22 protein-coding genes are annotated in these 14857 nt (G+C 39.5%); 1 reads left to right on the forward strand and 21 read right to left on the reverse strand.

Translation table 11 applies throughout. The features are described from left to right. Window positions 1-2: 2 nt before the first annotated feature. From rplR to rpsL, 21 genes are all read right to left on the reverse strand, one after another. Window positions 3-359, reverse strand: coding sequence for a 50S ribosomal protein L18 (rplR, locus tag AB8M93_RS08360; protein ID WP_373057116.1), 357 nt, complete (start codon window positions 357-359; stop codon window positions 3-5). 12 nt (window positions 360-371) lie between these two features. After that, window positions 372-914, reverse strand: coding sequence for a 50S ribosomal protein L6 (rplF, locus tag AB8M93_RS08365; protein WP_373057117.1), 543 nt, complete (start codon window positions 912-914; stop codon window positions 372-374). A 20-nt stretch (window positions 915-934) separates the two neighbouring features. After that, entirely contained in the window at window positions 935-1333 is a 399-nt protein-coding gene (gene rpsH, locus AB8M93_RS08370) for a 30S ribosomal protein S8 (protein ID WP_373057118.1), read from the reverse strand. Window positions 1334-1392: 59 nt separating this feature from the next. Next, window positions 1393-1662 (reverse strand): 30S ribosomal protein S14, encoded by a 270-nt coding sequence (gene rpsN, locus AB8M93_RS08375; protein WP_373057119.1) that lies wholly within the window; start codon window positions 1660-1662, stop codon window positions 1393-1395. Window positions 1663-1664: 2 nt separating this feature from the next. Then, window positions 1665-2216 carry a 50S ribosomal protein L5 gene (gene rplE, locus AB8M93_RS08380; RefSeq protein ID WP_311534009.1) on the reverse strand — a complete coding sequence of 184 codons (552 nt, stop codon included), beginning with the start codon at window positions 2214-2216 and terminating at the stop codon, window positions 1665-1667. 2 nt (window positions 2217-2218) lie between these two features. Continuing rightward, on the reverse strand, window positions 2219-2530 hold the full coding sequence (gene rplX, locus AB8M93_RS08385; protein WP_373057120.1) for a 50S ribosomal protein L24: 312 nt from the start codon (window positions 2528-2530) through the stop codon (window positions 2219-2221). Window positions 2531-2542: 12 nt separating this feature from the next. Continuing rightward, complete coding sequence (gene rplN, locus AB8M93_RS08390) at window positions 2543-2911, reverse strand: 50S ribosomal protein L14 (RefSeq protein WP_081208845.1); 369 nt, start codon at window positions 2909-2911, stop codon at window positions 2543-2545. A 3-nt stretch (window positions 2912-2914) separates the two neighbouring features. Then, complete coding sequence (gene rpsQ / locus AB8M93_RS08395; RefSeq protein ID WP_037319236.1) at window positions 2915-3172, reverse strand: 30S ribosomal protein S17; 258 nt, start codon at window positions 3170-3172, stop codon at window positions 2915-2917. A gap of 18 nt (window positions 3173-3190) precedes the next feature. After that, the gene (gene rpmC, locus AB8M93_RS08400) at window positions 3191-3382 is read right to left on the reverse strand and encodes a 50S ribosomal protein L29 (protein ID WP_156283750.1); all 192 of its coding nucleotides are present in this window, start codon (window positions 3380-3382) and stop codon (window positions 3191-3193) included. Between the two features lie 11 nt (window positions 3383-3393). Beyond that, window positions 3394-3813 (reverse strand): 50S ribosomal protein L16, encoded by a 420-nt coding sequence (rplP, locus tag AB8M93_RS08405; RefSeq protein ID WP_373057121.1) that lies wholly within the window; start codon window positions 3811-3813, stop codon window positions 3394-3396. A gap of 19 nt (window positions 3814-3832) precedes the next feature. Beyond that, window positions 3833-4552, reverse strand: coding sequence for a 30S ribosomal protein S3 (gene rpsC / locus AB8M93_RS08410; protein WP_373057122.1), 720 nt, complete (start codon window positions 4550-4552; stop codon window positions 3833-3835). A 7-nt stretch (window positions 4553-4559) separates the two neighbouring features. Further along, window positions 4560-4967 carry a 50S ribosomal protein L22 gene (gene rplV, locus AB8M93_RS08415; RefSeq protein WP_373057123.1) on the reverse strand — a complete coding sequence of 136 codons (408 nt, stop codon included), beginning with the start codon at window positions 4965-4967 and terminating at the stop codon, window positions 4560-4562. An 8-nt stretch (window positions 4968-4975) separates the two neighbouring features. Continuing rightward, a complete protein-coding gene (rpsS, locus tag AB8M93_RS08420) occupies window positions 4976-5254 on the reverse strand; it encodes a 30S ribosomal protein S19 (RefSeq protein ID WP_373057124.1) in 279 nt (92 codons plus the stop codon). 6 nt (window positions 5255-5260) lie between these two features. Beyond that, window positions 5261-6088 (reverse strand): 50S ribosomal protein L2, encoded by an 828-nt coding sequence (gene rplB, locus AB8M93_RS08425; protein WP_373057125.1) that lies wholly within the window; start codon window positions 6086-6088, stop codon window positions 5261-5263. 9 nt (window positions 6089-6097) lie between these two features. Beyond that, the gene (gene rplW, locus AB8M93_RS08430; RefSeq protein ID WP_373057126.1) at window positions 6098-6388 is read right to left on the reverse strand and encodes a 50S ribosomal protein L23; all 291 of its coding nucleotides are present in this window, start codon (window positions 6386-6388) and stop codon (window positions 6098-6100) included. A gap of 5 nt (window positions 6389-6393) precedes the next feature. Then, window positions 6394-7023 (reverse strand): 50S ribosomal protein L4, encoded by a 630-nt coding sequence (gene rplD / locus AB8M93_RS08435; RefSeq protein WP_373057127.1) that lies wholly within the window; start codon window positions 7021-7023, stop codon window positions 6394-6396. Next, the gene (gene rplC, locus AB8M93_RS08440) at window positions 7023-7634 is read right to left on the reverse strand and encodes a 50S ribosomal protein L3 (RefSeq protein WP_373057128.1); all 612 of its coding nucleotides are present in this window, start codon (window positions 7632-7634) and stop codon (window positions 7023-7025) included. The genes rplD and rplC overlap by 1 nt, the downstream gene beginning before the upstream one ends. Before the next feature lie 154 nt (window positions 7635-7788). Beyond that, window positions 7789-8094: a 30S ribosomal protein S10 gene (gene rpsJ / locus AB8M93_RS08445; protein ID WP_007094989.1), complete on the reverse strand. Its 306-nt coding sequence runs from the start codon at window positions 8092-8094 to the stop codon at window positions 7789-7791. A gap of 10 nt (window positions 8095-8104) precedes the next feature. Further along, complete coding sequence (gene fusA / locus AB8M93_RS08450) at window positions 8105-10216, reverse strand: elongation factor G (RefSeq protein WP_373057129.1); 2112 nt, start codon at window positions 10214-10216, stop codon at window positions 8105-8107. A gap of 9 nt (window positions 10217-10225) precedes the next feature. Next, the gene (gene rpsG / locus AB8M93_RS08455; RefSeq protein ID WP_373057130.1) at window positions 10226-10702 is read right to left on the reverse strand and encodes a 30S ribosomal protein S7; all 477 of its coding nucleotides are present in this window, start codon (window positions 10700-10702) and stop codon (window positions 10226-10228) included. A gap of 78 nt (window positions 10703-10780) precedes the next feature. Beyond that, window positions 10781-11155, reverse strand: coding sequence for a 30S ribosomal protein S12 (rpsL, locus tag AB8M93_RS08460; protein ID WP_373057131.1), 375 nt, complete (start codon window positions 11153-11155; stop codon window positions 10781-10783). A 428-nt stretch (window positions 11156-11583) separates the two neighbouring features. Between rpsL and AB8M93_RS08465 the strand changes: the two genes are divergently transcribed. Next, a complete protein-coding gene (locus AB8M93_RS08465) occupies window positions 11584-14856 on the forward strand; it encodes a SusC/RagA family TonB-linked outer membrane protein (protein WP_373057132.1) in 3273 nt (1090 codons plus the stop codon). Window position 14857 lies beyond the last annotated feature (1 nt).

A 14857-nucleotide genomic window follows, 5' to 3' on the forward strand; every position in this document is an offset into this window, starting at 1 on the left:
TCTTAGAATTTTAGTCCTCCTTCACGAGCACCTTCTGCCAATGATTTAACTCTACCGTGATATAAATATCCACCTCTATCAAAAGAAATGGTTTCTATCCCGGCCTGCTTAGCTTTCTCTGCAATGGTTTTGCCTACCAAAGTAGCCTGTTCCATCTTGCTGTTAGCCGCATCTGAGATTTCCTTATCTCTGGAAGAAGCTGCTGCCAGAGTTTTACCGGCTACGTCATCTATAATTTGAGCATAAATTTCCTTATTGCTCCTAAAAACAGATAATCTGGGACGGCTTTCAGTTCCGCTGATATCCCTGCGGATACGCTTCTTTATTTTTTGTCTTCTCTTTTCTTTTGAAAATGCCATATCTAAACTTTATTAAGCTGATTTACCTGCTTTTCTTCTTAATTGCTCTCCAACAAACTTGATTCCCTTACCTTTATATGGTTCTGGACTTCTGAAGGAACGGATTTTTGCTGCTACCTGCCCAACCAATTGCTTATCATAAGAGGTTAGTTTTACCACAGGATTTTTCCCTTTCTCAGAAACTGTTTCCACTTTAATTTCAGGCGCCAAATCTAGCACAATATTATGGGAATACCCAACGGCCAAATCCAATTTCTGCCCCTGGTTAGATGCTCTGTAACCAACACCTACAAGTTCCAGTTGTTTAGTATATCCTTCAGTGACACCGGTAATCATATTGTTTACCAAAGCACGGTATAACCCGTGTTTTGCTTTCTGGTCACTCTTTTCAGAAGAACGTTCAAAATAAATGATTCCATCTTCAATCTTGAAATCGATATCATTTATTTCCTGCTTAAGTTCCCCTAATTTTCCTTTTACCGTGATTACATTTCCCTCGGCTTTTACATCAACACCTTCTGGAATTGTAATTGGGCTTTTACCTATTCTTGACATTGTTTAAGTCTTTTTAAGTATTAGTAAACGTAACACAATACTTCACCACCAACTTTTTCAGCCTGCGCCTGCTTTCCTGTCATCACTCCATGAGAAGTAGACACGATTGCAATTCCCAAACCATTAAGAATTCTTGGTAATTCGGTGGCACCGGCATACTTACGTAAACCAGGTCTACTTATTCTTTGTATATCTTTAATTACGGAGTCTTTAGTAGTTTTATCATACTTAAGCGCAATTTTGATAGTTCCCTGAGCGGTACTGTCATCAAATTTGTAACTAAGGATATATCCCTGATCAAATAATATTTTTGTAATCTCCTTCTTAAGATTAGAAGCCGGGATCTCAACCACCCTGTGGTTAGCCGCTACAGCATTTCTAATCCTTGTAAGGTAATCTGCAATTGGATCTGTATTCATTTCTATTTATTTGCGGAAGTGGTTTTCAATTTATTTGAACCTTCCTCCAGTTTATATTTTTACCAACTGGCTTTTCTAACGCCCGGGATTAATCCATTATTAGCCATTTCCCTGAACATTACGCGGGAAAGACCAAATTGTCTCATATATCCTTTAGGCCTACCAGTTAGCTTACATCTGTTATGCAAACGTACAGGTGAAGAGTTTTTTGGTAATTTTTGAAGTGCTTCCCAGTCTCCTGCTTCTTTAAGAGCAGCACGCTTTTCAGCATACTTCTTTACCAGTTTTTGTCTCTTTACCTCACGGGCTTTCATTGATTCTTTAGCCATAATTAACTCTTTTTAAATGGTAATCCTAGTTCGGTTAATAATGATTTTGCTTCTTTATCTGTAGCTGCAGTGGTAACAAAAGTGATATCCATCCCGGCAATCCTGTTTACCGCATCAATATCTATCTCAGGAAATATGATTTGTTCAGTAATCCCAAGGTTGTAATTACCTCTACCATCAAAACCGTTCGCCTTAATACCATTAAAATCACGTACACGAGGTAGTGCTGTGGTAATAAGCCTGTCCAGGAATTCATACATTTTATATCCACGTAAAGTAACTTTAGCGCCAATTGGCATTCCTTTACGTAATTTAAATGAAGCAACATCCTTTTTTGAAATGGTAGAAACAGCTTTTTGACCGCTAATTGCCGTTAATTCATCCACAGCATGGTCAATAAGTTTTTTATCTGCTACAGCTCCACCAACTCCACGGCTTATAACGATCTTCTCAAGCTTTGGCACTTCCATTACATTGGAATAGCTGAATTCTTCTGTAAGAGCAGACTTTACTCTGTCATTATACTCTTGTCTAAGTCTTGGTACGTATGCCATAACTATATTACTTCATTAGATTTTTTGGAAAATCTTACTTTTTTTCCATCCTCCATTCGGTATCCAACCCTGGTAGTCTTACCATTTTTATCGATAAGAGAAAGGTTTGAAATATGAATAGGAGCTTCTTTCTTTTTAATACCGCCTTGTGGATTGGCGGCGCTGGGTTTCTCATGCTTAGAGATCTCATTTACACCTTCCACAATAGCTTTATTTTTGTCAAGGAGTACTTTCTGTACTTTACCTTCCTGTCCTTTATGCTCTCCGGCAATAACGCGAACGGTATCTCCTGATTTAATTTTAAGCTTTGTCATTTTGTTAATGTATTAAAGCACTTCTGGTGCCAATGATACAATTTTCATGAATTGCTTATCACGAAGTTCTCTCGCTACCGGTCCAAAAACACGTGTTCCACGCATTTCTCCGGTGGGGTTTAAAAGAACACAGGCATTATCATCAAAACGGATATAAGATCCGTCAGGCCTGCGTACTTCTTTCCTGGTACGCACAACAACTGCTGTTGAAACCGCACCCTTCTTAATGTTTCCGTTAGGTGTAGCTTCTTTAACGCTGACAACTATTTTGTCTCCAACAGAAGCGTATCTTTTCTTTGTACCTCCTAATACACGAATTGCTAAAACTTCTTTAGCGCCGGTATTATCTGCTACTTTTAGTCTGGACTCTTGTTGTACCATGGTTTACTTCGCTCTTTCAATTATTTCTACTAATCTCCAACATTTAGATTTACTTAAAGGACGTGTTTCCATAATCCTTACTGTATCTCCCTCGTTGCAGTCGTTTGTCTCGTCGTGTGCTACATATTTCTTAGTTTTTAATACAAACTTTCCATACATAGGGTGTTTTACTTTCTTAACTTCAGAAACCACTATAGATTTCTGCATTTTATTACTGGTAACTACACCTATACGCTCTTTTCTTAAATTTCTTTTTTCCATCTTTCAGCAGAATAACAATTATTGTTGTTCTCTTTTAGTTAACTCTGTAGCAAGTCTCGCTATATCTCTTCGCACAGTTCTTAGCTGTATCGGGTTTTCTAATGGCGAAACTGCGTGAGCCATTTTTAAATCTGAATATGCCTTTCTAGATTTTCCAAGCTCTTCCTGTAATTCTGCCACAGACAGTTCTTTTACTTCTGATTGTTTCATAAAATTATATATTAAGCCTGATAATCTCTAGCTACAACAAATTTGGTTCTAACAGGAAGTTTTTGTGCGGCCAGGCGTAGAGCCTCTTTAGCCACATCCATTGGCACACCGCCAATTTCAAACATTATTCTTCCTGGTTTTACAACAGCTGCCCAATATTCAACGGCACCTTTACCTTTACCCATACGTACTTCCAGAGGCTTCTTAGTAATTGGTTTATCTGGAAATATTTTAATCCAGATGGACCCTTCTCTTTTCATAAAACGGGTAGCAGCAATACGTGCAGCCTCTATTTGGCGCGAGGTAATGAAACTGGAATCAAGAGACTTGATACCGAAAGTTCCATTAGAAAGTCTATGCCCTCTCCCGGCATTTCCTTTCATGCGGCCCTTTTGTTGCTTACGATATTTTGTTCTTTTAGGTTGTAACATTTTTCTTTACTTTAAAAAATTACTTTCTACGACGTGATTTATTACCACCTCGTCCGGATCCTCCTTTACCTCCTTGTTTCTTTGCAAGACCAACAAGTGGGGAAAGTTCTCTTTTTCCGTACACTTCGCCTTTCATGATCCACACTTTAACACCCAACCTACCATAAGTAGTATGAGCTTCTACTAAAGCATAATCAATATCAGCCCTAAAAGTCGACAAAGGAATTCTTCCATCCTTGTAGGATTCATTACGTGCCATCTCAGCACCATTTAAACGTCCAGAGATTTGTATTTTAATCCCTTCCGCATTCATCCTCATTGCAGCCGCAATAGCCATTTTAATTGCACGACGGTAAGAAATACGATTTTCAATTTGTCTTGCAACACTGGATGCCACTAAATGAGCATCTAGTTCTGGCCTTTTAATTTCAAAGATGTTAATTTGAACCTCTTTATCGGTAATCTTCTTAAGCTCTTCTTTCAGCTTGTCTACCTCCTGGCCGCCTTTCCCAATAATAATTCCGGGACGGGCAGTGGTGATAGTAACGGTTACAAGCTTAAGGGTACGCTCAATAATCACCCTGGATACACTCGCTTTCGAGAGGCGAGCATGGATATACTTTCTAATCTTATCGTCTTCGGCTAATTTATCGCCGTAGTCATTTCCTCCATACCAGTTGGATTCCCATCCTCTGATAATACCAAGGCGATTCCCGATTGGATTTGTTTTTTGTCCCATACTCTTCTTAGCTTTGTGTATTATTGTTTGCTCCAAGCACTAATGTAACGTGGTTGGATCTTTTTCTAATTCGGTGTGCACGACCCTGTGGAGCAGGACGAAGCCTTTTTAACATGCTTCCCCCATCTACACGAATCTCTTTCACAAATAATTCAGCTTCTTCAAGATTTGCATCCTCATTCTTCGCCTGCCAGTTAGCTATTGCTGAAAGCAACAACTTCTCTACTCTTCCTGATGCCTCTTTCTGGCTAAATTTTAATATCTGAAGCGCTTTTTCTACTTTCTCTCCACGAACAAGATCTGCAATAAGGCGCATCTTCCGTGGGGAAGTAGGGCAGTTATTTAACTTTGCAAAAGCTACCTGTTTCCTGGCTTCTTTTAATTGCTCTGCTCTTTCTCTTTTACGAACTCCCATAGCTTCAATTATCTTTTACCTTTATTTTTTGCACCCGCATGACCTCTAAAAGATCTTGTAGGTGAAAATTCTCCTAATTTATGACCTACCATGTTCTCAGTAACATAAACAGGAACAAACTGCTTCCCGTTATGAACCGCGATAGTTTGCCCAACGAAATCTGGAGTTATCATGGAAGCGCGTGACCAGGTTTTGATTACCGCTTTCTTCCCAGATTCAACGTTTTCTGTAACTTTCTTATCTAACTTATAGTGAACGTAAGGTCCCTTTTTTAATGAACGTGCCATATCTTATTATTTCTTTCTACGTTCTACAATATATTTATTACTCGCTTTAGTTTTAGAACGGGTTTTAAAACCTTTTGCAGGTAAACCTTTCCTAGAACGTGGGTGACCTCCTGAAGCTCTACCTTCACCACCACCCATTGGGTGATCCACAGGGTTCATTACCACTGGTCTTGTTCTAGGCCTTCTGCCCAACCAGCGCTTTCTACCTGCCTTACCAGAAATTTGCAACTGGTGATCACTATTGGAAACAGCTCCAATAGTTGCCATACATGTAGAAAGTATTCTTCTAATTTCTCCTGAAGGAAGTTTAATGGTCGCGTATTTACCTTCCCTTGCCAACAGTTGAGCAAAAGCTCCGGCACCACGTGCCATTACAGCTCCCTGTCCAGCTCTTAGTTCAATACAAGAAATTACAGTACCCAGCGGAATATTAGCCAAAGGCATTGCGTTTCCAATTTCAGGCGCCGCAGCATCATTACTGGAAACAATATTTTGACCTACTTCCAGACCATTTTGAGCAATAATATACCTTTTATCTCCATCCTGATAATTCAATAATGCGATAAAGGCAGTTCTGTTTGGATCGTATTCTATACTTGCAACGGTAGCAGGAATTCCATGCTTATCACGTTTAAAGTCTACAATTCTGTACCGTCTTTTATGACCACCACCTTTGTAGCGCATGGTCATTTTTCCCTGACTGTTTCTACCACCTGATTTTTTTATCGGCGCCAAAAGGCTTTTCTCCGGCTTATCAGTAGTAACGGCGTCAAACCCGTTAACTACTCTAAAACGCTGACCAGGGGTGATTGGTTTTAATTTTCTAACTGACATTTTTTAATCTTAAAGATTACTGTATAAATCAATAGTTTCACCTTCCGCCACCTGTACTAATGCTTTTTTATACGCAGAAGTTTTACCAGTGATCATACCAGATTTTGTATATCTGGTTTTGCGATCCGGGCGGACATTCATTGTGCGAACTTTAGTAACTGAAACGCCATAAGCAGACTCAACCGCGTCTTTAATTTCAATCTTATTCGCCTTATTATTTACTACAAAAGAATAGCAGTTATTCAACTCACTATCGGCCGTAGCTTTTTCTGTAATAATAGGTTTTATTAAGATACTCATATCGCTTATTTACTTAAATTCGACTCAATTCCTTCCAGAGAACCCTCTAAAAACACAATATTATTTGCATTCAGTATTTTGTAAGTGCTTAATTCCAAGACGTTTACAACTTCGGAGGTCTCCAAATTTCGTGATGACAAATATACGTTTTTATTTGATTCACCCAACACTATAAGGGATTTTTTGCTCTGAATACCAAGGGCTTTCAAAACATCCTTGAAATTTTTAGTCTTTGGAGCATCAAATTGAAAATCTTCCACAACCATTATAGCATTATCATTTGCTTTAATAGATAAAGCAGATCTTCTTGCCAAACGCTTAAGATTTTTGTTCAATTTAAATCCATAATTTCTAGGTCTCGGACCAAAAACACGCCCACCTCCTCTAAAAATAGGGGATTTAATACTCCCGGCACGTGCCGTACCAGTTCCTTTTTGTTTTTTAATTTTACGGGTGCTTCCGGAAATTTCTGCACGCTCTTTAGCCGAATGAGTTCCTTGGCGCTGATTTGCCAGGTACTGTTTAACATCAAGATAAACAGCATGGTCATTGGGCTCTATAGCAAAAACAGCGTCTGAAAGGTTAGCCTTTCTTCCTGTTTCTTTTCCTTTTATATCTAAAACTGCTACTTCCATTACTTGCTAATGATTACGTATGAGTTCTTATGGCCTGGCACACATCCTTTTATCACTAAAAGATTCTTGTCTGCCACCACCTTTAAAACTCTCAGGTTTTCAACTTTTACTTTTTCTCCACCCATTCGGCCGGCCATCTTCATTCCTTTGAAAACTCTCGCAGGATAAGATGCAGCCCCAATAGAACCAGGAGCTCTTAAACGGTTATGCTGGCCGTGTGTGGATTGACCAACACCACCAAAACCGTGTCTCTTTACAACTCCCTGAAAGCCCTTTCCTTTAGAGGTACCTGCGATATCCACAAATTCACCTTCTTTGAAATGCTCTACAGTTACAGAGTCACCTAATTTAAAATCGCCTTCAAATCCCTGGAATTCAACAACTTTGCGCATTGGAGCGACTCCTGCTTTTTTAGCATGCCCTGTAGCAGCTTTGTTTGCAGTCTTTGCGTCATCGAAACCAAGTTGAAGCGCTTCGTACCCGTCAACCTCATTGGTTCTGACTTGGGTAATTACACATGGACCTGCCTCAATCACGGTACAAGGGATATTTTTCCCGTTCTCGTCAAAAATGCTGGTCATGCCAATTTTCTTTCCTATTAACCCAGACATAATTATTATTTATTATTAATTGTTTACTTAAAAAAAAACAGGGCAGAAAAATACTACCGCCCTGATTGTATTTTTCACCGTTTTTCCCTCGCTCGCAGCTCAGGACATGTTTAGTCAATTCAAAATTCTGAATTCAAAATTTTGAATTATTTTATCACACCTTAATTTCTACTTCAACTCCGCTAGGCAGTTCCAGTTTCATCAAAGCATCAATAGTTTTTGATGAAGAACTGTAGATATCAAGAAGTCTTTTATAGGAGCTTAACTGAAACTGCTCCCGGGACTTCTTGTTTACGTGAGGAGAACGTAACACAGTAAAGATTTTTTTATGCGTGGGTAGCGGAATTGGTCCGGTAACCACAGCACCCGTAGTTTTTACGGTTTTTACGATCTTTTCAGCAGATTTGTCTACAAGATTATGATCGTAAGACTTTAATTTTATTCTGATTTTCTGACTCATTTTCCTAAAATTATTCGTTAGCTGCTCCTTTTGCTGCTTTCATTACCTCTTCTGAAATATTCGAAGGAGTTTCAGCATAGTGAGAGAATTCCATAGTTGAAGTTGCCCTACCTGAAGAAAGTGTTCTTAAAGTAGTAACGTAACCAAACATTTCTGAAAGCGGCACTTCAGCTTTAATAACTTTAGCCCCAGACCTGTCTGACATATTGTTTACCTGACCTCTTCTTCTGTTAAGGTCACCAACAATATCTCCCATATTTTCTTCAGGAGTAACCACTTCCACTTTCATTATTGGCTCAAGAATCACCGCTCCGGCTTTCTTAGCAGCCGCTCTGTATCCCATTTTAGCAGCCAATTCAAAAGAAAGCTGATCGGAATCCACAGGGTGGAAGGATCCATCCTTAAGAACAACTTTTAAGGAATCCATTGTGAATCCTGCAAGAGGACCATTTCTCATCGCCTCCTGGAATCCTTTCTGAACAGAAGGCACAAATTCCTTAGGAATACGTCCACCTTTAATTTCATCTACAAACTGAAGTCCATCTCCTTCAAAATCTTCATCTACAGGACCCAATTCAAAAATAATATCGGCAAATTTACCACGACCACCAGATTGTTTTTTGTAAACTTCTCTATGATCTGCACTTCTGGTAACAGTTTCTTTATACTCTACCTGAGGCTCACCAACATTAACTTCAACCTTAAATTCTCGCTTCATACGATCGATAATGATCTCCAGGTGAAGTTCACCCATACCACTAATAATCGTCTGACCTGAATTTTCGTCAGTTTTAACAGTAAAAGTTGGATCCTCTTCAGCAAGTTTTCCAAGAGCCATTCCCATTTTCTCTACATCGGCCTTGGTCTTAGGTTCCACTGCAATACCAATTACCGGCGCAGGGAAACTCATGGATTCAAGGACGATAGGATGATTTAAATCTGTAAGGGTATCACCGGTTTTAATATCTTTAAAACCTACTGCAGCACCAATATCTCCAGCCTCAATCTTATCTATAGGCTCTTGCTTGTTGGAGTGCATTTGATAAATCCTTGAAATACGCTCTTTTTTACCCGAGCGAACATTTAATACATAAGAACCTGCTTCAAGAGTTCCTGAGTATGCACGGAAAAAGGCAAGACGCCCAACAAAAGGATCGGTTGCAATTTTAAAGGCAAGCGCAGAAAATGGGGAATCCACATTTGGTTTACGTTTTTCTTCTTCTCCTGTTTCAGGATTTGTTCCCTGAATGGCTTCAACATCAACAGGAGATGGCAAGTAACGCATGACGGCATCAAGCATTGCCTGAACTCCTTTATTTTTAAACGCTGAACCACACATCATAGGAATAATGGACATATCTATAGTTGCAGCTCGAAGCGCAGCGATAATCTCATCTTCGGTAATGGAGTTTTCATCTTCGAAGAATTTCTCCATCAAAGCTTCATCATATTCAGCAACAGCTTCTACAAGCTCCGCACGATATTTATCAACATCTGCCTGAAGTTCTTCCGGAATATCGATAGTATCATAGGTCATCCCCATGTCTTCATCATTCCAGATAATTGCTTTTTTGGAAATAAGATCAACCACACCTTTAAAATCAGATTCATCTCCGATAGGCACCTGAAGAGGCACCGGATTACCTCCAAGCATTTCTCTTACCTGGCGGCATACATTAAAGAAATCTGCTCCCTGACGGTCCATTTTATTAACAAAACCAAGGCGCGGTACGCGATATTTATCGGCCTGTCTCCAAACGGTTTCAGACTGAGGTTCCACCCCGTCTACCGCAGAGAACAAAGCCACCACTCCATCTAGCACACGCAAAGAACGCTCCACCTCTACGGTAAAGTCTACGTGACCGGGAGTATCGATTATATTAACAATATATTCGTGATCTCTGTAAGGCCAGGTACAATGAGTAGCTGCAGAGGTAATGGTAATTCCACGCTCCTGCTCCTGCTCCATCCAGTCCATAGTAGCCGCACCATCGTGCACCTCCCCAATTTTATGACTGATCCCTGTATAATATAGGATACGCTCTGTAGTGGTGGTTTTACCAGCATCAATATGAGCCGCAATACCTATATTTCTAGTAAATTTTAAATCTCTTTGTGCCATGTTGTTTTTTTAGAATCTAAAGTGAGAGAATGCTTTATTAGCTTCCGCCATCTTATGAGTATCTACCCGTTTCTTCACCGCAGCACCTTCTTCCTTAGCCGCAGCAAGAATTTCTGAAGCTAATTTTTGAGCCATGGATTTCTCATTCCTTTTACGGGCAAAGCTTATCAACCATTTCATAGCAGTTGATACTTTACGATCTGGCCTGATTTGCATAGGGATTTGAAAGGTAGCCCCTCCAACTCTCCTACTTCTCACTTCTACGTGAGGCATCACATTAGAAAGAGCGTCTTTCCATAATTCCAAACCAGTTTTTTCTTCGTCCTGTTTCTTCTGTTCCACAACGTCTATTGCGTCATAGAAAATTTTAAAGGCAACCGATTTTTTACCATCCCACATCATCATATTAACGAAACGTGTTACCAACTGGTCGTTAAATTTTGGATCTGGCAAAAGAGGTCTTTTTTTAGCCTGTCTTTTTCTCATTTCTTCTTTTTGAGTTAATTGTTAATGTTTAATCGTTAGCAGCGCTTCTCACTGATAACTTTCAACTTTTAACCGATTTTACTTCTTAGGGCGTTTAGCACCGTATTTAGATCTACGTTGTGTCCTACCTTCAACACCAGCGGTATCGAGGGCACCACGAACAATGTGATATCTAACTCCCGGCAAATCTTTCACCCTTCCGCCTCTAACCAATACTATCGAGTGCTCTTGTAAATTGTGACCCTCTCCCGGAATGTAGGCATTCACCTCTTTTCCGTTAGTTAACCTCACCCTGGCTACTTTCCTCATAGCGGAGTTTGGTTTTTTAGGAGTAGTGGTATACACTCTTGTGCAAACACCTCTCCTTTGAGGGCACGAATCCAAAGCAGCCGATTTACTCTTCTTGGCGATTTTGGCTCTTCCTTTTCGTACTAATTGTGAAATTGTTGGCATAATTTCTCTTACCTAATTATTGATTAAATTTTACCTCCCTTTTTTAAGGGTTTGCAAAGGTAAAAATAAAACTGAATTATTCAAATCTTAAATAATTAATTTTCAAGCAGCTATTCACACTAATAATTAAAAAATAGAATCAGGACAGCAAACTATTTTATTTTTTTTCTACCACTAAGGACCTTTATGTTATTTTTCTTCAACAATTTTCTATAAATCCCTCTTTTTTGTCATCTAAAACCTTCTTTTTATTACTTTCAAAAGAATATTAACAAAATAACTTGTTGCGCTTATTTGCTATAGCCTAAGGAAATACAAGTAAAAATTAACATTTTATTAATACTAGTAAAAGAAATTGAAACCATTTGCTTGTTTAATTAACCATTTATTATCACTTTTGGCGTTGGCTAATTCAAATAAATTTAAAAATGAAAACAAAGTTTAGTAGTATTTTGACGCTATTACTGGCGTTTGTTGTGCAACTTACGTTTGCGCAAGAAAGGACTATTACCGGGACGGTCACAGACGAAGGTGGTCTTCCCCTTCCCGGAGTTAACGTCCTTATTAAAGGAACCAGCACGGGAGTGCAAACCGATTTTGATGGAAATTATTCTATCGTAGCCTCTCAAGGTGATGTTCTGGTTTTCTCCTTTGTAGGATTGGAAACAGCAGAATACGCCGTTACCAATGTGGATAATATTGATGTTACTCTCGCACAGGATGCCGCTCAACTGGATGAAGTGGTGGTAACAGCCCTGGGTATTGAGCGGGAAAAGAAATCATTAGGATATGCAACACAGGAAGTGGATGGATCTGAAGTTTCTGACGTGCCTACCCAGAACTTCGTGAACTCCCTTTCAGGAAAAGTGGCAGGGCTTAAAGTCAATGCAACTGGTACAATGGGAGGTTCTTCCAACGTAATTATCCGTGGGAATTCTTCTTTAACCGGTAACAACCAGGCACTTTTTGTAATTGATGGTACCCCGGTAAGCAACGCCAATAATAACTCCGTTGACCAACAGAGAGGTGCTGGAGGATACGATTACGGTAATGCCGCATCAGACATTAACCCTAATGACATTGCCAGTATTAACGTACTTAAAGGTGCAGCTGCTACCGCACTTTATGGCGCAAGAGCTGCCAATGGAGCGATTATTATTGAAACAAAGAAAGGCAGCAAGAAAAAAGGCATTGGAGTAGCTATAAACTCGACTCTTATGGTAACCAGTGTTAACGATCAAACTTTACCTAAATATCAGGATCAGTATGGTGCAGGTTACGGACCTTATTATCAGACCGGTTATTTTAACCTTTACGATGTAGATGGAGATGGAAATCTGGATCGGGTAACTCCTTATACTGAAGATGCGTCTTATGGAGCTGCTTTTGACGGACAGCCAATCTACCAGTGGAACTCCATATATCCACAATTAGACACCTACCAGCAGGCAACTCCGTGGGCAGCAGGACAAAACAACCCAAACAGTATATGGGAAACAGGTTATACAGCAATAAATTCTGTCGCTTTAGATGGAGGTACAGATAAAAGTTCTTTCCGAGTAAGTGCGACTAATTTTAACCAACAAGGGAACTTACCTAACAGTGAAATTAAAAGAAATACGATTAAATTTAGTGGAACACACGATTTCACAGACAGATTTAGTGCCCAGACTAACGTCACCTTTACTAAAACAGATGGAAAAGGGCGTTATGGTACAGGATACAGCTCCTTGAATATTATGCAACAATTCAGGCAGTGGTTTCAAACTAATGTGGATTTGAGAGAGCAGCGAGATGCTTATTTCTCTACAGGCGAAAATATTACGTGGAACCCGAACAGTCCTGAAAATCTTTCTCCTATATATTCTGATAACCCATACTGGACCTTATATGAAAATTATCAGACAGATACCCGAAACAGGTACTTTGGTAATATCAACCTGAACTATGAAATTAGTGATGTCTTCAGTTTATTAGGAAGATTTACTTTTGACACATATGATGAACTACAGGAAGAAAGAATTAATGTTGGAAGCGCAGATGTATCTGAATACAGCCGTTACAATAACAGGGCTGCGGAATACAATTATGACCTTATTCTAAATTTCAATAAAGATATTACGGAGGATCTTAATCTGGACGGAAACCTTGGTATGAATTTACGCAGAAACGAGAGAAGTTATATTGATGCCGCTACAAACGGAGGATTAAATGCTCCTGGCTTTTATGCGTTAACAAACTCCGTTAGCCCATTAAATCCACCTACCGAGTATGAAATGGTAAGAATGCTTGATGGTGTATATGCCCGGGCTGGAGTTGGCTATCTGGGTACTTACTACCTTGAAGGAACTATTAGGAGAGACCGGTCTTCTACCCTTCCTGCCGAAAACAATACTTTCTGGTATCCATCTATTTCAACAAGTGTACTTCTTTCAAACATGATAGAAGCTGACTGGCTTGATTTTGCAAAATTAAGAGCTAATTACGCGGAAGTAGGTAACGATACAGATCCTTATAATGTCTTCAACACTTATCTTCTGGCAAGCCAGGCTGCAGGATCTGAGTTTTCAGCTTTCGGAAATGCGGGTTGGGCGACAAATAGTTCATCTTTAAACAACCTGGAGTTGAAACCGGAACGTATGAAGTCTTATGAATTTGGTCTTGAAGCAAATTTCTTCAACCGTTTGATTGGATTTGACGTTTCTTACTACAATTCCCAAACGGAAGATCAGATTACACCTGTTAGAACATCAACAGCAACCGGTTTCAGCTCTAAACTATTAAATGCCGGAACCATAGAAAATAAAGGTGTTGAAGCCTCTTTAACTCTAAACCCAATAAGAACTGAAGACTTCAGATGGACCATGAATATAAACTGGGCTAAAAATAAAAGTGAAGTTCTTGAACTGGCAGAAGGAATTGATAACCTGCAATTAGATAATGGTCTTCAAGGAGGTGTTTCCATAAACGCTGCCCCTGGAGAACCTTATGGTGCAATTAAAGGAACCTCATATGTGTATGACCAGGATGGAAATAGAGTGATTAACCCAAGTGGATATTACGAAGTTACTCCAAACTCCAACTACATTATTGGAAATGTTCAGCCAGATTGGACAGGAGGTGTATCAAACACATTCGAATACAAAAACCTGCTTTTAAGTTTTCTTGTGGATGTTCAAAAGGGCGGGGATATTTTTACTCTAGATACCTGGTATGGAACTGCCACCGGCCTTTATGAAGCTAGTGTAGGTACAAACGATCTCGAAAACCCATTACGAAACACCATCTCAAATGGTGGAGGTGTAGTGCTAGAAGGAGTACAGGGAGATGTTGAATATAATAACAATGGAGAGTATACCGTTACTAACACTTCTCCAAATGCAACACGTGCAAGAACAGATTATTATGGTAACCCGTTTGGATATGCAAGAGCTGCAAACGAAGAGCACGTGTATGACGCTTCTTTTGTAAAACTAAGAGAAGTAAATTTAACTTATAACTTTGGCGATAAAGTTCTTGATGCCATTCCTTTTACCAGGGCTTCTATTTCTGTAATAGGAAGAAACCTATGGATAATCCATAAAAACCTTCCATTTTCTGACCCTGAAGCCGGATTAAGTTCAGGAAATGTTCAGGGATATCAGTCAGGTGCTTACCCTTCTGTTAGAGAAATAGGAGCAAGCCTTAAGTTTAACTTTTAAT

The sequence above is a fragment of the Autumnicola aciditolerans genome (assembly GCF_041679265.1).
In the GTDB taxonomy this organism is placed as follows: domain Bacteria; phylum Bacteroidota; class Bacteroidia; order Flavobacteriales; family Flavobacteriaceae; genus Autumnicola.

What these genes read in the sequence shown, in the direction of transcription:
- rplR (WP_373057116.1), bottom strand. Translation starts at nt 359, where the DNA reads ATGGCATTTTCAAAAGAAAAGAGAAGACAAAAAATAAAGAAGCGTATC.
- rplF (WP_373057117.1), bottom strand. Translation starts at nt 914, where the DNA reads ATGTCAAGAATAGGTAAAAGCCCAATTACAATTCCAGAAGGTGTTGAT.
- rpsH (WP_373057118.1), bottom strand. Translation starts at nt 1,333, where the DNA reads ATGAATACAGATCCAATTGCAGATTACCTTACAAGGATTAGAAATGCT.
- rpsN (WP_373057119.1), bottom strand. Translation starts at nt 1,662, where the DNA reads ATGGCTAAAGAATCAATGAAAGCCCGTGAGGTAAAGAGACAAAAACTG.
- rplE (WP_311534009.1), bottom strand. Translation starts at nt 2,216, where the DNA reads ATGGCATACGTACCAAGACTTAGACAAGAGTATAATGACAGAGTAAAG.
- rplX (WP_373057120.1), bottom strand. Translation starts at nt 2,530, where the DNA reads ATGACAAAGCTTAAAATTAAATCAGGAGATACCGTTCGCGTTATTGCC.
- rplN (WP_081208845.1), bottom strand. Translation starts at nt 2,911, where the DNA reads ATGGTACAACAAGAGTCCAGACTAAAAGTAGCAGATAATACCGGCGCT.
- rpsQ (WP_037319236.1), bottom strand. Translation starts at nt 3,172, where the DNA reads ATGGAAAAAAGAAATTTAAGAAAAGAGCGTATAGGTGTAGTTACCAGT.
- rpmC (WP_156283750.1), bottom strand. Translation starts at nt 3,382, where the DNA reads ATGAAACAATCAGAAGTAAAAGAACTGTCTGTGGCAGAATTACAGGAA.
- rplP (WP_373057121.1), bottom strand. Translation starts at nt 3,813, where the DNA reads ATGTTACAACCTAAAAGAACAAAATATCGTAAGCAACAAAAGGGCCGC.
- rpsC (WP_373057122.1), bottom strand. Translation starts at nt 4,552, where the DNA reads ATGGGACAAAAAACAAATCCAATCGGGAATCGCCTTGGTATTATCAGA.
- rplV (WP_373057123.1), bottom strand. Translation starts at nt 4,967, where the DNA reads ATGGGAGTTCGTAAAAGAGAAAGAGCAGAGCAATTAAAAGAAGCCAGG.
- rpsS (WP_373057124.1), bottom strand. Translation starts at nt 5,254, where the DNA reads ATGGCACGTTCATTAAAAAAGGGACCTTACGTTCACTATAAGTTAGAT.
- rplB (WP_373057125.1), bottom strand. Translation starts at nt 6,088, where the DNA reads ATGTCAGTTAGAAAATTAAAACCAATCACCCCTGGTCAGCGTTTTAGA.
- rplW (WP_373057126.1), bottom strand. Translation starts at nt 6,388, where the DNA reads ATGAGTATCTTAATAAAACCTATTATTACAGAAAAAGCTACGGCCGAT.
- rplD (WP_373057127.1), bottom strand. Translation starts at nt 7,023, where the DNA reads ATGGAAGTAGCAGTTTTAGATATAAAAGGAAAAGAAACAGGAAGAAAG.
- rplC (WP_373057128.1), bottom strand. Translation starts at nt 7,634, where the DNA reads ATGTCTGGGTTAATAGGAAAGAAAATTGGCATGACCAGCATTTTTGAC.
- rpsJ (WP_007094989.1), bottom strand. Translation starts at nt 8,094, where the DNA reads ATGAGTCAGAAAATCAGAATAAAATTAAAGTCTTACGATCATAATCTT.
- fusA (WP_373057129.1), bottom strand. Translation starts at nt 10,216, where the DNA reads ATGGCACAAAGAGATTTAAAATTTACTAGAAATATAGGTATTGCGGCT.
- rpsG (WP_373057130.1), bottom strand. Translation starts at nt 10,702, where the DNA reads ATGAGAAAAAGACAGGCTAAAAAAAGACCTCTTTTGCCAGATCCAAAA.
- rpsL (WP_373057131.1), bottom strand. Translation starts at nt 11,155, where the DNA reads ATGCCAACAATTTCACAATTAGTACGAAAAGGAAGAGCCAAAATCGCC.
- AB8M93_RS08465 (WP_373057132.1), top strand. Translation starts at nt 11,584, where the DNA reads ATGAAAACAAAGTTTAGTAGTATTTTGACGCTATTACTGGCGTTTGTT.